At 69.3% G+C, this 17,753-nt stretch carries 13 protein-coding genes; 11 read left to right on the forward strand and 2 right to left on the reverse strand.

The window, feature by feature from the left end; translation table 11 throughout:
• Positions 1-67: 67 nt before the first annotated feature.
• Together AAEX60_RS00155 and AAEX60_RS00160 are read right to left on the reverse strand one after the other, a co-directional pair.
• The gene (locus tag AAEX60_RS00155; protein WP_342100157.1) at positions 68-2,848 is read right to left on the reverse strand and encodes a YhgE/Pip domain-containing protein; all 2,781 of its coding nucleotides are present in this window, start codon (positions 2,846-2,848) and stop codon (positions 68-70) included.
• 8 nt (positions 2,849-2,856) lie between these two features.
• Positions 2,857-5,799 (reverse strand): MMPL family transporter, encoded by a 2,943-nt coding sequence (locus AAEX60_RS00160; RefSeq protein ID WP_342100158.1) that lies wholly within the window; start codon positions 5,797-5,799, stop codon positions 2,857-2,859.
• A 123-nt stretch (positions 5,800-5,922) separates the two neighbouring features.
• On the opposite strand from AAEX60_RS00160, the gene AAEX60_RS00165 reads away from it, so the two are divergent.
• The 11 genes from AAEX60_RS00165 (at position 5,923) to AAEX60_RS00215 (ending at position 17,626) form a co-directional block, all read left to right on the forward strand.
• Positions 5,923-6,537, forward strand: coding sequence for a TetR/AcrR family transcriptional regulator (locus tag AAEX60_RS00165; RefSeq protein WP_342100160.1), 615 nt, complete (start codon positions 5,923-5,925; stop codon positions 6,535-6,537).
• Positions 6,538-6,616: 79 nt separating this feature from the next.
• Positions 6,617-7,522, forward strand: a complete 906-nt coding sequence (locus AAEX60_RS00170) for a phosphatidylinositol-specific phospholipase C domain-containing protein (RefSeq protein WP_342100162.1) — start codon at positions 6,617-6,619, stop codon at positions 7,520-7,522.
• 366 nt (positions 7,523-7,888) lie between these two features.
• The gene (locus AAEX60_RS00175) at positions 7,889-8,440 is read left to right on the forward strand and encodes an RNA polymerase sigma factor (RefSeq protein ID WP_342100164.1); all 552 of its coding nucleotides are present in this window, start codon (positions 7,889-7,891) and stop codon (positions 8,438-8,440) included.
• Positions 8,440-9,495, forward strand: a complete 1,056-nt coding sequence (locus tag AAEX60_RS00180) for a hypothetical protein (RefSeq protein ID WP_342100167.1) — start codon at positions 8,440-8,442, stop codon at positions 9,493-9,495. Before AAEX60_RS00175 ends, AAEX60_RS00180 begins: the two co-directional genes overlap by 1 nt.
• Positions 9,496-9,700: 205 nt before the next feature.
• Entirely contained in the window at positions 9,701-10,621 is a 921-nt protein-coding gene (locus tag AAEX60_RS00185; RefSeq protein WP_342100169.1) for an EamA family transporter, read from the forward strand.
• A 335-nt stretch (positions 10,622-10,956) separates the two neighbouring features.
• Positions 10,957-11,448 carry an RNA polymerase sigma factor gene (locus AAEX60_RS00190; protein WP_342100171.1) on the forward strand — a complete coding sequence of 164 codons (492 nt, stop codon included), beginning with the start codon at positions 10,957-10,959 and terminating at the stop codon, positions 11,446-11,448.
• Positions 11,441-12,766, forward strand: coding sequence for a hypothetical protein (locus AAEX60_RS00195; protein WP_342100174.1), 1,326 nt, complete (start codon positions 11,441-11,443; stop codon positions 12,764-12,766). Before AAEX60_RS00190 ends, AAEX60_RS00195 begins: the two co-directional genes overlap by 8 nt.
• A 224-nt stretch (positions 12,767-12,990) precedes the next feature.
• Positions 12,991-13,371, forward strand: coding sequence for a DUF6394 family protein (locus AAEX60_RS00200; protein ID WP_342100220.1), 381 nt, complete (start codon positions 12,991-12,993; stop codon positions 13,369-13,371).
• 8 nt (positions 13,372-13,379) lie between these two features.
• Positions 13,380-15,119 carry a potassium channel family protein gene (locus tag AAEX60_RS00205; protein ID WP_342100176.1) on the forward strand — a complete coding sequence of 580 codons (1,740 nt, stop codon included), beginning with the start codon at positions 13,380-13,382 and terminating at the stop codon, positions 15,117-15,119.
• Between the two features lie 178 nt (positions 15,120-15,297).
• Positions 15,298-15,819 carry a hemerythrin domain-containing protein gene (locus tag AAEX60_RS00210; protein ID WP_342100179.1) on the forward strand — a complete coding sequence of 174 codons (522 nt, stop codon included), beginning with the start codon at positions 15,298-15,300 and terminating at the stop codon, positions 15,817-15,819.
• 316 nt (positions 15,820-16,135) lie between these two features.
• A complete protein-coding gene (locus AAEX60_RS00215; RefSeq protein ID WP_342100181.1) occupies positions 16,136-17,626 on the forward strand; it encodes a DUF1846 domain-containing protein in 1,491 nt (496 codons plus the stop codon).
• The last annotated feature ends 127 nt before the right edge of the window (positions 17,627-17,753 follow it).

A 17,753-nucleotide genomic window follows, 5' to 3' on the forward strand; every position in this document is an offset into this window, starting at 1 on the left:
GTGGAACTTTGGGTAGCGAAGTCACCACCCAAAGTTCCACAGGACAACCGTCCAGCCTCTTCAGTCCTCAGTCCCGGGTCTGACCCGCGGCCCGACGGTAACCGGCGGGGCTCAGGGTGCGCCGACGGGTGACCGCCAGCAGCCCGGCCACGGCGGCCAGCAACCAGAAGGTCAGCAGCAGACCCACCGGGCCGACCCCCATCGGGGCGCCGGTGACGATCCGCCGCAGCCCGGTCAGCGCGGGCGCCAGCGGAGAGGCGCCGTGCACCGCGGCGAAGCCGGACGGCACAGCCGAAACCAGACCGACGGCCGCGGTCACCGCCGCCAGCACCGCGGCCAGCGTCCGGCCCAACCCGCCGAACCAGGCCGCCAGGGCATGGTTGACGGCCGTGAAGGCAAGCGCGGCCAGGACCAGGAAGGCGGTCAGCTCCACGCCCCGGCCGAAGCCTAGGTGCATCGCCGTCGAGCCTAGGATGCCCAGCAGCACTGCCTGACCCGCGGCCACCGTGGCGCCCGGGACCATGGTGGCGGCGGCCAGCTGCCAGCTGGGACGCGACGAGGTCAGGGTGCGGGAGGCCACGGGCCGCACCAGTAGCCAGGTGGCCAGCGCCCCCAGCCAGGTGCCCAGGGTGAGCACCAGGGTGGTGATCTGCTTCAGCGGGGTGGCGATGGAGTCCGCGCCGCCGGTGACCGGGGTGGCCACCACCGTGGACAGCTTCTCCCGCTCCGCCGCGGAATAGCTGGGCACCTGCTGGGCGCCGTCCGAGACCTTGTCCGCGAAGGTGCGGGTGCCGGTGGCCAGCTTGTCGGCGCCGCCGCTGAGCTTGGTGATGCCGGTGGCCAGCTGCTGCACCCCGTCGTTGGCCTGCTTGACCCCGACGGTGTACCTGGTGACCCCGTCGGCATAGGTGGCGACGCCATCGGTGTACTTCCCGACGCCATCCAGGTAGGCGCCCACCCCGGTGGTGTACTTGCCGACGCCCGCGGCCAGGGTGTTGGCGCCGGCCGCGTACCTGTCCACCCCCTGCGCGAAGCCACCGACACCCTGGGTGTAGTCCGCGACGCCATCGGTGTACTGGTCCACGCCGGTGGACAGCTGGGCCGCGCCGGTGGCCAGCTTGGTGCCGCCGGTCTTGAGCTGGGCGGACTTGCTGGCCAGGGTGTCGGCGCCGTCGCTGAGCTGCTTCACCCCGGCCGTCAGCTGGGCCAGCTGGCCGGCGATCTGCTTGGGTAGCTGGTCCACCAGCCTGGTCACACCCGACGAGAGCTGCCCGGCCCCGTCGGCCAGCGCGGCGGCCCCGGACTTCAGGCTCTGCCCGGTCTTGGGATCCTTCACCTCCAACGCGGCCGCGGCCGTTCCGGCCCCGGCCTGGAAGCCGCCCTCGAAGGCCGGCCGGGCGGCCTTGGCCACCTGGGGGCAGGCCGCGGCCGCCACCTTGTCGGCCAGGGCCGAGTCGGCCACCAACTGGGTCAGCTGCTGGTTCTGCGGCAGCTGGGCCTTGGCCAGGATGGTCTTCTTCTGCTCAGCGGTCAGCGCCAGTTCCGGCGGCAACTGGTCCAGGCTGGTGGCCAGCTGCTGCTGCAGCGTGGCCTGGTACTTGGCCAGGTTCTGAGGGGAGAGGGCGGTGCGCATCCCGTCGGCGATCTGCGCGGAGCACTGGGCACCGAACTGCTTGGTGTAGGCGTCGCTGACCTGCTGCGGGATCGGCGCCTTGCCGTCGCGCCAGGCCACCAGCTGGTCCTGGTAGCGGGTCAGACCCGACGACAGCCCGGCCGCGCCTCCGGCCACCTGCTGGGCGCCGGTCTTCAACTGGCCCAGCTGGGCGAACTGCGCGTTCCCAGCGCCCGTGCCCTGGGCCAGCCCGGCCTCCAGCCGGTTGATCCCGCCGGCCAGCTGGCCAATCCCGTCGACCACCTGCCCGGTTCCCTTGGTGTACTGGGAAATCCCGCTGCTCAGCTGGCTGGCGCCGGAATCCAGCCCCGCACCTGCGCCGGTCAGCTTCTTGCCGCCGGCCACCAGCTGACCACCACCCTCGGTGAGCCGTTTTCCGCCGGCCGACAGCTGCGTGGCACCGCTGGCCAGGGTCTTCCCGCCGGTGGACAGCTGCGTGCCGCCCTGGGCCAGCTGATTGCCGCCGGTGATCACCTGCTGGCCACCCGTGGCCAGTTGCGTCCCCGCGTCGGTCAGCTGGGCCATGCCCTTGCCCAACTCTCCGGTGCCCTTGGCGGCCTGCGCGGCACCGTCGTCCAGCTGCTCGGCACCGTCGGCCAGCTGGGTGGCGCCATTGCCGATGGTGGTGAGCTGCTTGCCCATGGTGTTGAAGCCGACGTAGATGTTCTTGAGGTAGTTGCCGGTGAGCATGGCATTGGTGCTCTGCGCGGCCAGGTCCGCCACCTGCCGCGCGATCTCGGAGTCCTTCACCGGGGCCGCCGGGGAGGTCTGCACGTCGATGGTGGCCTGCTGCGCGCCCTCGGCCGCCTTCACGCTGGTGGCGGCGGCGGAGAAGTTCTCCGGGATGGTGACCACGGCGGCATAGCGGCCGTCGGCCAGGCCGGCCGCGGCATCGGCCGGGTCGCTCAGCACCCAGGTGATGTTGCGGCTCTGCTTGGCGACGATCTCGGCGGACAGCTGGCGGCCCATCGGCACCTGCTGGCCGTTGATGGTCACGGCCTTGTCCGCGTTGACCACGGCGGCGGTGATCTTGTCCAGCCGGTGGTCCCGGCCCCAGGCGGCGCCCAGCAGCACGCCGGCCAGCAGCAAGGGCACCAGCACCAGGGCCAGCAGACTCCGGCGGCCCAGCGGGCGGTGACTGTTGACCAGTTCGGGGCGGAAGGATGGCAGCAACATGGCAGACCTCACAGGCTCTCGGTGAGCTGGTGGGCGGCGGAACCACCCGGGGCGGGGACGGGGGACGACGGGCTGGTGGCACCCGGCGGGGTTGAGTCCTGGGGAGTCGAGTCCGACGTCGACGGGACGGGCGATGAGGAGCTCCGGGTGGTCCGTGCCACCGCCTCCCGGGCCACCAGGTTGATGGTGCGCTCGGGGCGCCAGCGGGCGATGGCCCCCCGGTCATGCACCCCCAGCACGAAGGCCGGCGCCCCCGCAATGTCCCCATTGGCGGCCACCACCTGCTCCGCGGCCCGACGGGCGTCCTCGACGGCCCGCTCCAGCGCGGCCAGGTCCGGCCCGGCCAGGGAGTCGGCCCCGTCGACCAGCACCACCCGCGGGTTGCGGCGCAGGGCGGCGGCCAGGTCATGGGCCAGCCCCGACGCGCTGGTGGCCTCCAGCTGCGCGGTGACCCGACGGACGTCGGCGGCCCGGCCGGGCAGCAGCTGGCCACCCACGCGTGCCTTGCCGTCGGTGACCGCCAGCCGGCCGGACAGGGCCAGCAGCAGCGCCCGACGGGGGTAGGAGTCGCCCTGCACCACGGCAACCTGGCCCGGTTCCAGGTGCAGGCTGGTGGCGCCGAACAAGCCGTCGGCGCTCAACGAGTCGGCGTGCAGCGCCTCGGTGTGCACGGGGGTGGGCCAGCTGTCCAGCTCCAGTTCCCGATGCAGGCCCTCACCCTCGACGTCGAGCACCGGCAGCAGCCGGTCCAGCCAGCCGGGCAGCCACCAGGCCCTGTCCCCCAGCAGCTGCAGCACCGCGGGCACCAGGGTCATCCGGACCAGGAAGGCGTCGGCGGCCACGCCCAGGGCCAGGCCGAATGCGATCTGCTTGATTGGCCCCATCCCCTCCGGGACGAAGAAGGCGAAGACCGCGAACATGATCACGGCGGCGGCGGTCACCACCGGCGCGGAGCCCTTGAAGCCGCTCAGGATGGCCTGGCGCGCCAGCTCGGTCCGGTCGGCGTCGGGATTGCGTCGCCGGGCATGCACATAGTCCTCGCGCATTCGGCTCACCAGGAAGACCTCGTAGTCCATCGCCAGGCCAAACAGGATGCCCATGATCACAATCGGCATGAAGCTGATGATGGGGGTGGGCTTCTCCAGGTTGATGACCTGCGCGCCGATCCCCCGGTTGAAGACCAGCTGGGTGGCCCCGAAGGCCGCGCCGACGCTCAACAGGTAGCCGACGGTGGCCTTCACCGGCACCCAGAAGGAGCGGAAGACCATCATCAGCAGCACGAAACTCAGGCCCACGACGAAGATGCCGAAGGGGATCAGGGCATTGGCCAGCCGCTGCGAGATGTCGATCTGGATGGCGGTCTGGCCCGTGACCGCCGTCTCGGTGCCGGGGGTGGTCAACCACTCGTCGTGCTTGTCCACCAGGCGCTGCACCAGCGTGCCGGTGGCCGGGTCGTCGGGGGCGGTGGTGGGCACCACCTGGACGAATCCGGTGTCGGCATTGCGGTTGGGAGTGGCAATCAGCACCTGCTGCACGCCCTCGGTTGCCTCGATGTCGGCCTTCAGCCGGTTCATGATCCCCATCGGATCGTCGCTGGCCAGGATGTCCGCGGTCACGATCAGCGGGCCATTGAAGCCGGGGCCGAAGTGCTTGGCCACCAGGTCATATTCGACGCGCGCCGGGGTGCCGGCGGTCTGCTGCCCGGCATTGGGCAGGCTCATCCGCAGGCTGGCGGCGGGCACGGACAGGGCGGTCAGGCCGACGACCACCACCAGCAGCGTGACCACCGGGAAGCGGGTCACCACCCCCACCCACCAGTCATAGGGAGACCGACGGCGGGGTGCTGCGGGCCGCGCCGGCTGCCCGTCGGAATCCTCGACGACGGCTTGGGCGGCCTTCGCGCGAGCCGTGGCCCGGGGCCGCATCCGCTCCCCCAGCAGGCCCATCAGCGCGGGCAGCGCGGTCAGGGCAATCACCACGGCCAGCGCCACGGCGACGGCGGCGAAGGCCCCCATCACGGTGAGGAAGGGGATGTTGGCCAGCGCCAACCCGATCAGGGCGATGCACACCGTGAGGCCGGCGAAGACCACCGCGGAGCCAGCGGTGGCAACGGCCTGGGCGGTGGACTCCTCCGGGTCCAGCCCGGGGTGCCCCGGGGTGCCCCGCAGCTGCTCCCGATGCCGGGACAGGATGAACAGCGCGTAGTCGATCCCGACGGCCAGGCCCAGCATCACCGCCAGCATCGGGGTGGTGGAGTTCACGTCGGCCAGTCCGGCGGCCAGCATGATCAGGCACATGGACAGGGCGACGCCCACCACGGCGGTCAGCAGCGGCAGGCCGGCGGCGATCATCGAGCCCAGGGTGACGAACAACACCACCAGCGCCACGATCAGGCCCAACCCCTCGGTGGCGGTCATCGTCGGCACCTCGATGGCATAGGCCTGACCACCCATGGTGATCTCGGAGCCGGGCGGCAGCTCGGCCTCCAGCCGGTTGGCGACGTCCACCAGCCGCGCCCGGTCCCCGTCGGTGATGGTGGCCATGGTCTTGTCCAGTTGCAGCTGGATCATGGCGGCGCGCCCGTCGTCGCTGAGCAGCCCGCTGGTCATCGGGTCATAGGGGCTGGTGGCCCGGCTCACCATGGGGTCCGTGGCCAGGCCCTTGACCACCCGCTCGACCCCACTCCTGGCGGCCGTGTCCTTGCTGGGGGTCCCCTCCGGCAGGATCACCAGCGCATTGGCCGACATCGCGGCCGCCTCCGGGAAGGTGAGGTGCAGCTTGTCCAGCGCCATCTGGGAGGGGGCGCCGGGGATGGAGAAGTTGTCGCTGTACTTGCCGCCGAGGGTCGCGGTCAGGCCGCCCAGCGCAATCAGCACCGCCAGCCACAGGGCCAGCACGCGACGGCCGTGCCGGTAGCAGGCGCGGCCCAGGCGGTACAGGAAGGAAGACATGAGGCTCCAGAGCGGCTGTGGGAGGGGTGCTGACAGGTGTTGGATACAGTTGTGTATCCGATACAGGAGTGTACTCAGCCCGGCGTATGCTTCCAACCGTCGCCCCACCCGGAGAGGACGCCCGTGAGCACCCCCAACTCCCCCCGCCGCGCAGCCACCCGCGATCGGTTGGTCACGGCCGCCATCCCGGTGATCGCCCACAAGGGCGTGCTGGGGGCCAGCGTCGAGGAGATCTGTGAGGCCGCCGGCTTCACCCGCGGTGCCTTCTACTCCAACTTCGATTCCAAGGACGATCTGTGCATCGCCATCCTCGAGGTCCTGTGTGACCGGCACCTGACCGCCGCGCGAACGGCAATCGACCGGATGGACCACTCCCTGGCCCTGCCGGAGCGGCTCTCCCAGACCCTGCAGCTGTTCATCGCGACGGCGGGCGAGGACGCCAACACGGTGCTGGTGATGAGCGAACTACGGCTCTACGCCGCGCGGGAGCCGGCACTGCGCACGGCCTTCAACTCCTTCGAGGCCGGGGTGACGCCGTTGTTCGCCGGCCTGATGGGCGACGGGCTGCGCTCCGCCGGGCTGAGCCTCACGGTGCCGGTGGAGCAGGCGATCTCCCTGCTGCACGCGGTCTACGACCAGACCGCGCTGGACCAGCTGATCCGCGGTGAGCAGCCCGATTCCCCGGAGGCCGCCAACCAGCTCAGCCTGGTGCTGCGCTCGATGCTCGCCCCCACCTGAGCCACACCCGCACCGGACGTTCAACCAGCCGTCATCCAGACGCCCCGCTCCCGCCATCCCGACGGTGGATCGTTGGTCCATGAGCTTGCTGCGAGGACTCAACGACAGCGCCCTTGCACCATTTCCCTCCGCCACCCCCTACCTGGCACCGCGCCGCGCCATCCCGGGTAGCCAGCTCAAGCCCGCGCCGGTGCAACCGCAGGACTGGATGGGCGCGCTCGACCCGTCGTTGCGGCTGGATGCGCTCACCATCCCGGGTACCCACAATTCCGGCGCCACCCGCGGTGGCCGCTGGGTGGCCTGCCAGTCCCGCCCCGTGCGCGCGCAGCTCGACGCCGGGGCGCGCTACCTGGACATCCGGGTGCGGCATCACCGCGGGAGCTTCCGGATCCACCACAACCAGTTCTTCCAGCGGCTGACGCTGGACGAGGTGCTGGAGGCCTGCCAGGACTTCCTGCAGGCCCACCCCACCGAGAGCGTGCTGCTCTGTCTCACCCAGGAGTATTCCCGCAGCGACGCGGCGGAGCTGGCCCGCACCTGGGCCCGGATCCGCAGCCGCTTCCGGGGCCTGCTGCGGGATTCGCGACGGGTCCCGACCCTGGCCCAGGCCCGCGGCCAGGTGGTGGTGGTCACCCGCAGCGCCGGCTTCGCGGGGCTGGACCACCGCGCCTGGCAGGTGTGCGACGACTGGCGGATCGACACCCGTCGGGTCTGGGATGAGCGCAAGTGGCCCGGCGTCACCGATCATCTGCGCCGCGCCCGGGCCGCCCGCGGCGACGGCCGGATGTGGAGCGTGCACGCCTCCTCCAATGGCCTGCGGCTCACCCCCGCCGACGCCGCCCGTCGGCTGGAACCCGCCCTGACCACGCACTTCGACGAGCTGCCCGTCCGTGGCCAGGGCGGGGAACCGGAACGCAATGGCGTCGTCCTGTTGGACTTTCTCTCCGACGAGCAGTCCGCCCAGCTCTGGCGCCGCAACCTCTGAGCAGCCTCACCCGCGCGATCTTCTGGCAGGTGATCCCGGTGCACGCGGCCGAGCCTCGTCGGGATGTCGAAGCACTGCTCGCGAACCCGGAGTAACCGTTCTCGGGCCCCGGTGAGGTTCACGTCCTCTTCCGCCCCCCAGCCGCTGGCCCAACCCTTCGGTGGCAGGACTGGCCCGATTGTCCAATTCTGGAAATCGACCTCTGGTTTCCCGCCCGCAACCAGCTCACCGCTCAGCATCACCCAGCCCCGGAATTCTGGAGGTCCATTTCCAGGAATGGACGCTCGATCCGGAATTTCCGCCGCCCGCTGGCCGGCGACAACCCGGGGTGACTACTGTGAGCACAGCGAAGAACGAGGGGCGACGATGCCGAAGCACAGCGCCAGGGCCGTTGCCCTGCAGGACTTCCTGGACCGTGAAGGTCCGGAGTTGCGCCGCGTCGCCTTCCTGATGACCGGCTCCTGGACCGCCGCGGACGACGCCCTGAGCACAGCGGCCACCCGGCTGGTCCGGGAGCGCGCCGATCTGGAGGACCTCCCCCAGCTCACCCGCACCGCCCGTCGTCACCTGTTGCACCACCTGGCCACCAAGGAGGGCAGCGCGCACTTGGTGGACGAGGTCCGGCCCGGCAGGCACGCGGCGGATCCGGGGCTGCACCTGATGTCGGCGCTGGCCACCCTGCCCTTCACCCAGCGCGCCGCCGTGGTGCTGAGGCGCTTCTGCCACCTTGCCCCGGACCGGATTGCCGAGGCGCTGGAGGTGCCTCCGGAAGAGGTCGCGGGCCTCCTCACGTCCGGGATCGACGGGTTGCGCGAGACCCTGACCGACATGGGAGACCAGCTGGTGACCGATGACCCGGCCGGCTCCGCCCGTTACCGTCGCCCAGCCGAGACCACCCACGAGGAGTTCGACGGCTGATGCGGATCCACCTGGACGAGACCCTGGCCAAGGCCAGCCGGGATGACCACGACCCCACCACGGTCACCGCGGAGACGGTGCTGGCGGGGCTGGCAAGCACGGAGCGTCGCCGGTTGCGCTGGTGGCTGGCCGCCGGTCTGGTGCTGGCCCTGCTGGTGGGATTCCTGGCCTGGTATCGCCCGCGGCTGGGCCCGGCCCCCGTCGCCCCAACGCCCACCCCCAGCGTCCCACCGGAATACCGCTGGGATGGCTCCGACCCCTACACGCTGAGGTTTTCCGAGGAGGAGTTGGCCCGCCGCTGCCCCCGTAGCCCCGGCGAGAAGATCGACGAGGCATCCTCCCAGCTGTTCCCCGGCGGGCTGGTCGTCTACTACCCCGCGGGCGCCAGCCCGATGAACACCGAGACCGGGGAGATGGACCCGCGGGCGCGCCAGTGCTTCCTGGGCTACCAGGTCAAGCCGTCCATGGCCGACGTCACCCGCCGCGAGGTCACCGACACCACCATGGATGTCACCGCCCTGTGCAGCCAGCAGACCGGCTTCGACCTCACCGACCACGACTGGCACCTGGTCACCACCGCGCGTCAGCCCGCCACCGAGCGGCGGCCGGCCAGCGCCCTGGTGGCCTTCGTCAGCGATTCCGGTTGGGTGGCCAGCTGCCAGCTGGTCGAGAAAGCACCCACCCCGATGCTGGACCTGCAGCGGATCAGTCTGGCCGAGCCCGGTGACTGCCCGGAGCTGATGCCCAACCCGACCGATGTGGTGGAGACCGGCCGCAGCGTGCAGATCAGGGAACTGTCCCTGCAGGCGGTCGCGCCCGTGCTGGATTCCACCAAGGAGAAGGTGGATTCCCGGGTGGCGACGGTGGAGATCTCGGCGCCCGGGTTGGGGCTGCGGTGGAGTCTGCCCGCCACGGACGGGATTGTGGTGGCCAACACCAGCCGTCGGCTCTCAGCGCCGGTCACCATCTCCAAATCCTCGGAGCCGATGGCCCTGACGCTGCGGATGCTGGACGCCCGCGGAAAGGAAGTCCGGCGCTGCTCACCACCCCACTGATGCCAGCCGTGGACACGAGGGACACCACATACCGAGCACGCTCAGCAGGTAGTGTCCGTTTCCGGAAAGCGACCTCTGGATTTGGGACTGCCGACCACCACCCGCCCAGCCCCGCGCAGCCCGGGAGAACCGGCGGTCATTTCCCAGAACTGGACGCCTGCCCCATTGCGTGAACGCGCTGAAGGCCGTTGAAGGAGAGGACCCGATGCCACGACGCGATGTTGGCTTGGCGCTGCTGGTCATCCTGGTGTGGGGCGTGAATTTCGTCGGCGCCAAGATCGCGATGGAGAGCCTGCCTCCGCTGTTGATGGCGGCCCTGCGTTTCACCCTGGTGGCGCTGCCGGCGGTCTTTCTGGTGCCACGGCCACGGACGGGTTTCTGGCCGGTGCTGTTCTCCGGGCTGACGATGGGCGCGCTGCAGTTCGGGCTGCTCTACACCGGCATGATGCTGGGGATGCCGGCCGGGCTGGCGTCGCTGGTGTTGCAGGTGCAGACCCTGTTCACCGTCGTCATCGCGGCGATGGTGCTCAGGGAGAGGCCGAACTGGATGCAGGTGGCGGGCATCCTGATCGGTTTGCTGGGCATGGCAGTCGTGGGGGCGCAGTATGTGTCGGCGGCGCCGGCCCTTCCCTTCCTGCTGTGCGTCGCCGCGGCCGCCAGTTGGGCCTGCGGCAATGTGATCACTCGACGTTTCCCGCCGCGCAGCGGCTTCTCGCTGGTGGTCTGGTCCGCGCTGGTGCCGCCCATCCCGCTGCTGCTGGCGTCCTTCTGGCTGGAGGGTGGCCCCGCCAGCGCCTGGAATGCCGTCCAGCACATCAGCCTGCGCTCCTTCGGCGGGCTCGCCTTCATCGCCTATGCCGCGTCCATGTTGGGCTATGGCATCTGGAACCTCTTGTTGAGCAGGCATTCCGCCGCGACGGTGGCACCCTGGTCCATGTTCGTCCCGGTGATCGGGGCCGGTGCCGCTTGGCTCTACGACGGGGAACTACCCACCCCGCTGGGCATCCTGGGTGCCGCGATCACCGTCGTGGGCGTACTGCTGTCACTGGGGGTCGGCAACCGGGCGCTGCGACGGCGTCAGGATCACCCCGACCCGACACCCCACACCGAGCCGCCGGGCCTGTAGGCCCGCGGTCGCCAAGGGTCCCCGCGCCCGGGCACGTCAACATTCGCGATCACAATCCCCGAGCCCATCGAGGGACCCTGAACCGCCTCACTCAGCCCTTGGTGACCACGATCCCCGAGCCCGTCGAGGGGCATCGGCCGCCACTTCCGAGAATTGACCTCCAGATTTTGGTCCATCCACAGCCCGGCCCGCTCAACGACGTCGCCGGGCGTGATTCTGGAGGTCAATTCTCGAAAAACCGCTGAGCCGCCCCCGCAAAGTGGTGCGGCCCGGACCGCTCACATGGGGCCCTCCGGCGCCTCATGATGTGTGAAGGGACCACGGGAGGAGGGGTGATGGGCACACGGACCGAGTTCGAGCAGCTCTGCCATGACCACTCCGCGGATCTGGTGAACTTCGCCATCCTGGTGGCTGGCAACCGGCCCGCGGGCCAGGACCTGGCCCAGGACGCGCTCGCCGAGCTCTGGAAACGCTGGGAGGGCAGCACCATTGAGGATCCGGTGGCCTACCTGCACACCATCGTGATCCGGCGACAGCACCGCAATGGCCAACGCTTCTGGAACCGGGAGCGCGCCACCGAGACCCCGCCCGCACCACCCGCGCCGGCCGGAGACGGTGCGGTGCTGGACCGGCTCTGGCTCACCCAGGCGCTGGCCGCCCTGCCCACCCGGCAGCGCGAGGCGCTGGTGCTGTGCCACGTCCACGACTATTCGACGGCCGATGCCGCCGCCGTGCTGCAGTGCACCCCCGCGGCGGTCCGCTCGCTGTGCACCCGCGGGCTGACGACGCTGCGCTCCAGCCTTGTGAAGGAGGACACCAATGCCTGACGACGAACTCCTCACCGCGCTTCACGCCCTCCGCCAGCACGATGAAGAATCCCTTGACGGCGCCCAGGTCATCACGGCTTCACGGCCGCGCTGGCCCCGCTGGCTCGCCCTGGCGGCCGTGATCCTGGTCTTGACGGGGGTCACCGGGTGGACGATGCGGGACCGGTGGCCACGCACCGGGCCGAACCCCCTGGGCACCCCCGCGCCCGGGGTCACCCTGATAGACACACCTTGGTTGCTGCAGTCCGTGACCGTCCAGGGGAAGACCGCGCGGGCGGAGAAGACCGGGGTCAGCGCCAGCTTCACCGGCAAGGAGTTCGAGCTGGTGGACCCGCTCGGAACCCGGGTCAACTGTCCCTATTCACTCAACGACGCCACCCTCGAACACGGCACCTGCAGCATCGCCACGCCGTCCATTGCTGGCACGCCACCGGCCGGATGGGAAGCGGCCAACGGTGCCATGGTGACACTCGGTGCCAGCAGCAGCTCCCGGGCCCAGATCAACAGCGCAAGCCTGACCCTGCACTTCGCGGACACCACCCTCACCTTCACCCCGCGGGAGAAGACCAGCACCCATCCGCTGCCTCCGATCCAGGGCAGCTGGCGACTGCTCACCGTCGCCGACCAGCAGGGAAACCACGACGTGTCCCAGAGCGGCGTGGTAGCCCGGCTCGATGAGCAGTACCTCACCCTGGAAGCCCCGAACCGGGCTGCGGATCGGCTGGGCGGGTTCCGGATCTGGTGCCGGTACACCCAGTCTGGCGGAGGGCTCACCCCCAAGGACTGTTCCTTCGACCAGGGTTACGTACCCTCGAAGCCGCCAGGCTGGGACGCCGCCACCGCTGCCGCCTCCCGGGCCGCCACCCGAGGCCGGGTCTCGGTGACCCATGCCGCAGACACGATGACTTGGCGCGTGGCCGACACCACGTTGACCTTCGGTCATCCCACCACGGGTGCAGCTCCGCACGTTCCGGTCACGGGCAGCTGGAAGCTGACCACCGTTGTGGATGCCAACGGCACCCACGACGTCTCTTCCGTGGAGAACCTCCTCACGATCCACGACAACGGCCTGGTTGACGGCAGCGATCCACTCAATCCGTTCGACTGCAAGCATTCGGTCACCGGCAACCAGGTCAGCTTCACGCAGTGCCGGGTGGGGACCGTGGGTGCCACCGCAGAACTGTCGGTTCCTGCAGCGCATGCCCTGCGTGGATTCGGCCTGATCACCGCGAACTCCCAACCGGTCTCCGCGTCGCGCTCTGACCGGGAGCTGGTGCTCACCGGCAAGGAGATGACGCTGACCTTCACCCGTCGCTGACCTTCACAAACCCTCGCCAGACCCCACCAACACCACTGCGCAGCAGTTACGTCCCGGTGCAGCTGCTCCAGCAGCTGCCCGGACACCCAACGGCTGCGCAGTCGTGGCGGACGACGCGCCCCGGGATCCCGCGGGTGCGGCAGTGGGCCGTGGCAGCCTCACGTGCCGATTAAGGCTTTCGCTCGATAACTGTTGCCGCCGGGGGCTACCGTGGCGGGGTGAACATGGAGAAAGTGGTCTTCGGATTCTTCGTCCTGTTGTCCGCGACGCTGAACTTCGGCTTCTTCGTCGGCGACATGGGCAATCCGCAACTGCACAATGTCTACGAGCTGTATGCCGCCGTGGTGGTGAACCTGATTGCCACGGTGCTGAAGTTCGGTGACCGGACGCAGATCGGCGCGGTGCACCTGGCCACCTCCCTGGTGGCGGTGATCCAGCTGGTGGCCGCCACCGGGGTCTACATCTGGGCCTCGCAGGTCTCCGCCCACGGCCTGGACGTGAACGCCATCTCCTCGGTGGTCTCGCTGTCCGGCGGTGCGCTGCTGGCCAACATCGTCTCCCTGGTGCTGCTGGTGATCGAGACCGCCGCCTACCGTCGCCGCTAGGCACCCCGGTGCCCTCCCCGCTGCTTCCGCCCGTGATCACCCGTCGCCCGTGGCAGTCCACCCGTCGTCTGCGACGGGTGGAGGTTGACGTCCCCACCGACGTCCCGTCCACCGAGGCGATCTTCCTGGTGCTGCGGCGGATGCGTTTCCCGCTGATCGTGCTGATCACCATCTTCAGCATCAGCACGCTGGGCCTGGCCCTGATCCCCGGGATCGACGATGACGGCAACCAGTGGCGGATGAGCCTGTTCGACGCCTTCTACTTCATCAGCTACACCGCCATGACCATCGGCTATGGCGAGCTGAACTACACCTTCACCACCTCCCAGCGGATGTGGGTAACGCTGAGCATCTACGCCAGCGTGGTGGCCTGGGCCTATGTCTTCGGTTCCCTGTTCGCGCTGCTGCAGGAACCGGCCTTCCGCAATGCCGTGAACATGCAGCGCTTCCGACGCAAGGTGAAGGGCATCCACGAGCCCTTCCTGCTGCTGGTGGGCTATGGCCAGGCCGGCCGCACCCTGGCCAATGCGTTGGACCATTCCGGCCGACGCCTGGTGGTGATCGACGAGGATCCGGACCGGATCGACGTGTTGACCACGGACCAGCTGGCCAGCGACGTGCCCGCCATCCAGGGTGACCCGCGCAACCCGTCGCAGCTGGGCCTGGCGGGGTTGGCGCATCCGATGTGCGAGGGCATCATCGCGATGACCGACAAGGATGAGATGAACCTGGCCGTGGTGATGGCGGCCGACCTGCTGCGCCCGGAGGTGCCGGTGATAACCCGGTGCTCCGAGCGGGCCAATGTCCCGCGGATGCTTGACTTCACCCCGCAGGCCGTGATCAATCCCTATGACCGCTACGGCGCCTACCTGGTGATGCAGCTGAACCGGCCGGCCACCCACCAGATCAGCTCCTGGCTGATGAGCGAGCCGGGCACCGAGATGCCGCCCATGCATGACCAGCTGGCCAGCGGCCGGTGGATGGTCAGCGCCGACGGCCGCTTCGGGCACGAGGTGGCGCTGGACCTGCGCAATGCCGGCCTGGAGGTGTTGGAGGTCTCCCCGGAGGACGGGATGCCGGACTTCACCGACATCGTCGGCTTCGTGGCTGGCGTGGAGAGCGACACCACCAACCTGTCGATGGCCGCCCATGCCCGGCTGGTGAACCCGGAGATCTACCTCTCGGTGCGGCAGAAGTCCATCCACACCACCAGCCTGCTGCGCGCCTTCGAGCCGGACAGCGTCTTCATCGCGACGGACCTGGTGGCCTTCGAGACCCTGGCCCGGCTGGAGTCCCCGCTCTACTGGGGTTTCGTGGAGCACATCCAGCAGATGTCCAATGAGGACGCCATCGCGCTGCGGGAGCGGATCACCGATCGGCTGGACCAGTGGTGTCCGATCCCCCGGCTGGTGCCCATCACCAGCCACGCGGCCCCCGCGGTCACCCGCTGGCTGGAGCGCGGGCACACCGTCACCCTCGACGACCTGCTGCGGGACCCCGACGACCGCGCCCAGCCGATCGAGGCGATGGCCTACATGTTCAAGCGCGGCGACTGGATCAGCTATCTGCCCGAGGGTGACATCGAGCTCCAACCGGGCGACGAGATCGGGCTGCTGTGCCGCAACCGCGGGATCGTCCAGCTGAACAACACCCTGTTCAGCGACGCGTCGGTGGAATACCTGTGCACCGCGCATGAGGTGCCCAGCACCTGGGTCTGGCGGGCGATCAAGGGCCGGCACAACCGTTGATGACGTCGGCGAAGACCTGTGGGGTGGACGAGGGCAGCCCCCTCCGCTGACCCGCCCCGGGCCCCGACCCTCGTACCGCCGGTTCGCGCCGATCACGGCCGCAACGGTTCCGGGACGGCCGTAACCCCCCCCTGAATTAGCACGGCATATTTCAGGTAAATTGGCGTATGCTGAGGTCATGTGCGAATACTGCGGCTGCCGTTCCATCGACCTCATCGGGCGCTTCTCCGAGGAGCACTACAGCGTCGTCGACCGGCTGGGGGACTTCGGACGGGCCGTCGCCACGGGTGACCTGGACCGGGTGGGCCACGCCGGCACCACCTTGGCCAACCTGCTGTGGCCGCACACCAAGGCGGAGGAGGCGGGGCTCTTCCATGAGATGCGCAAGGACCCCGACTTCGCGCCTACCATCGATTCCCTGTGCGACGAGCACTCCAGCCTGGACGAGCAGCTGGAGCGGATCATCGACGGGGACCTGGCCGAATTCCCCGCCTTCGAGAAGGCGCTGCGCAACCACATCGACCACGAGGAGAACGGCCTGTTCCCCGCCGCCGCGGTGAGCATCGACGGCCCCACCTGGGAGACCATCAACCAGCTCACCCACGACTTCGACCACGAGGCCGGGATTGACCACAGCCACGACGGCCAGCACGGCGAAGGTCTGGGCGAGCGAGCCCACCCCGCCCCGCACCACCACTGAGCCAATCTGGACCGGCGCCAACACCGGAATGCCCAGAACGGACGCCCCGCCCACGCAGTTTCCCACCCCGGGCCGAGTGGTTTGCGCCACAAACTGCATTCTCAGTCGGGCCCGATGCCTCCATGACATCAGCCCGAAATCAGGATGCAGTTTGTGGCACAAACCTCCCGGTCTGACCTCACCGCCACGTCGCGAGCGCCGATAGCCACCCGCGACGACACCCGCAGTGGGCAAAGACCGGGGGCCAAGACGGAGGCTGCCACCCGTCGCTGGGTATGCTCGCCGGGTTGAACCCACTCCCCGCTAGGAGATCCACATGCACCCCATCGGTTTTGACCGCGACCGCTATCTGGAACTCCAGTCCCAGCACATCGACGAGCGTCGCAAGCAGTTTGGCGGCAAGCTCTACCTGGAATTCGGCGGCAAGCTGTTCGACGACATGCACGCCTCCCGGGTGCTGCCCGGCTTCAGCCCGGACCTGAAGATCCAGATGCTGCGCACCCTGGCCGACGAGGCCGAGGTGGTGATCGTGGTGAGCGCCCATGACCTGGCCCGGCACAAGGTGCGGGCCGACCTGGGAATCTCCTATGCCGACGACGTGCTGCGGCTGGCCGACGCCTTCCGCGGCTACGGCCTGTTGGTGAGCAGCGTCGTGATCTCCCACGTCACCGAGGAGAACCGTCAGGCCCGGGCCTTCAAGCGCAAGCTGGAGAAGCTGGGGCTGAAGGTCTACCGGCACTACCCCATCAAGGGTTACCCCAATGACGTCGCTCACGTGATCAGCGAGTCGGGCTACGGCAAGAACGAGTACGTGGAGACCTCCCGGGATCTCGTCGTGGTGACCGCCCCCGGGCCGGGCAGCGGCAAGATGGCCACCTGTCTGAGCCAGCTCTACCACGACCACCAGCGCGGGATCGGCTCGGGCTACGCCAAGTTCGAGACCTTCCCGATCTGGAACCTGCCGCTTGACCACCCGGTCAACGTCGCCTACGAGGCGGCGACGGTGGACTTGGACGACGTCAACATGATTGACCCCTACCACCTGGCGGCTTATGGCGAGCAGGTGATCAACTACAACCGGGACGTGGAGGTCTTCCCCGTCCTCAGCCGGCTCTTCGAGACCCTCTACGGCAGCTCGCCCTACAAGTCCCCCACCGACATGGGGGTGAACATGGCGGGCAAGGCGATCAGCGACGACGCGGCCTGCCGGGAGGCGTCCAAGCAGGAGGTCATCCGACGCTGGTACAAGGCCCTGGTGCAGGAGCGACGCGAGGGCCTGGAGCCGCACCAGTCGGACAAGGTGGCCCTGCTGATGAGCCAGCTGGAGATCGAGGGCACCGACCGGCCCGTCGTGAAACCGGCCCTGGAGTTGGCCAGGAAGACCAAGGCCCCCGCAGCCGCCGTCGAGCTGCCCGACGGGCGGGTGATCACCGGCAAGACCTCCGCGCTGCTGGGTGCCTGCTCCGCCATGCTGCTGGACGCGCTGAAGGCCCTGGCCGGGATCGACCCCGAGGTGAAGCTGCTGGCCAACGAGACCATCGAGCCGATCCAGACCCTGAAGACGCAGCACCTGGGCAGCAAGAACCCCCGGCTGCACACCGACGAGGTGCTGATTGCCCTGAGCGTCAGCGCCAATTCCGACGACAATGCTCGCCGCGCCCTGGCCGAGCTGGCCCGCCTACGCGGCTGCGATGTGCACACCACCACCATCCTGGGCAGCGTCGACGAGGGGATCTTCCGCAACCTGGGGGTGCACGTCACCAGCGAGCCGGTCTTCCAGTCGAAGGGTTTGTACCGGAAGCGCTGATCTGGGGCTGAGGGCTGGCCGCGGGCAAGGACACCCGCTTCCAGCCAGCATGCCCACGCCAGCGCCGGGAGGAGCGACGTAGCGGTGTCGGACCACCTGTGAAGGCAGACCCGGCTGACAACGCAAC

The sequence above is a fragment of the Luteococcus sp. H101 genome (assembly GCF_038433155.1).
Taxonomy (GTDB): domain Bacteria; phylum Actinomycetota; class Actinomycetes; order Propionibacteriales; family Propionibacteriaceae; genus Luteococcus.

Bases quoted from the DNA above. Each gene is read 5' to 3' on its own strand.
- AAEX60_RS00155 (WP_342100157.1), bottom strand. From the start codon at position 2,848: ATGTTGCTGCCATCCTTCCGCCCCGAACTGGTCAACAGTCACCGCCCG.
- AAEX60_RS00160 (WP_342100158.1), bottom strand. From the start codon at position 5,799: ATGTCTTCCTTCCTGTACCGCCTGGGCCGCGCCTGCTACCGGCACGGC.
- AAEX60_RS00170 (WP_342100162.1), top strand. From the start codon at position 6,617: ATGAGCTTGCTGCGAGGACTCAACGACAGCGCCCTTGCACCATTTCCC.
- AAEX60_RS00175 (WP_342100164.1), top strand. From the start codon at position 7,889: ATGCCGAAGCACAGCGCCAGGGCCGTTGCCCTGCAGGACTTCCTGGAC.
- AAEX60_RS00180 (WP_342100167.1), top strand. From the start codon at position 8,440: ATGCGGATCCACCTGGACGAGACCCTGGCCAAGGCCAGCCGGGATGAC.
- AAEX60_RS00185 (WP_342100169.1), top strand. From the start codon at position 9,701: ATGCCACGACGCGATGTTGGCTTGGCGCTGCTGGTCATCCTGGTGTGG.
- AAEX60_RS00190 (WP_342100171.1), top strand. From the start codon at position 10,957: ATGGGCACACGGACCGAGTTCGAGCAGCTCTGCCATGACCACTCCGCG.
- AAEX60_RS00195 (WP_342100174.1), top strand. From the start codon at position 11,441: ATGCCTGACGACGAACTCCTCACCGCGCTTCACGCCCTCCGCCAGCAC.
- AAEX60_RS00200 (WP_342100220.1), top strand. From the start codon at position 12,991: ATGGAGAAAGTGGTCTTCGGATTCTTCGTCCTGTTGTCCGCGACGCTG.
- AAEX60_RS00210 (WP_342100179.1), top strand. From the start codon at position 15,298: ATGTGCGAATACTGCGGCTGCCGTTCCATCGACCTCATCGGGCGCTTC.
- AAEX60_RS00215 (WP_342100181.1), top strand. From the start codon at position 16,136: ATGCACCCCATCGGTTTTGACCGCGACCGCTATCTGGAACTCCAGTCC.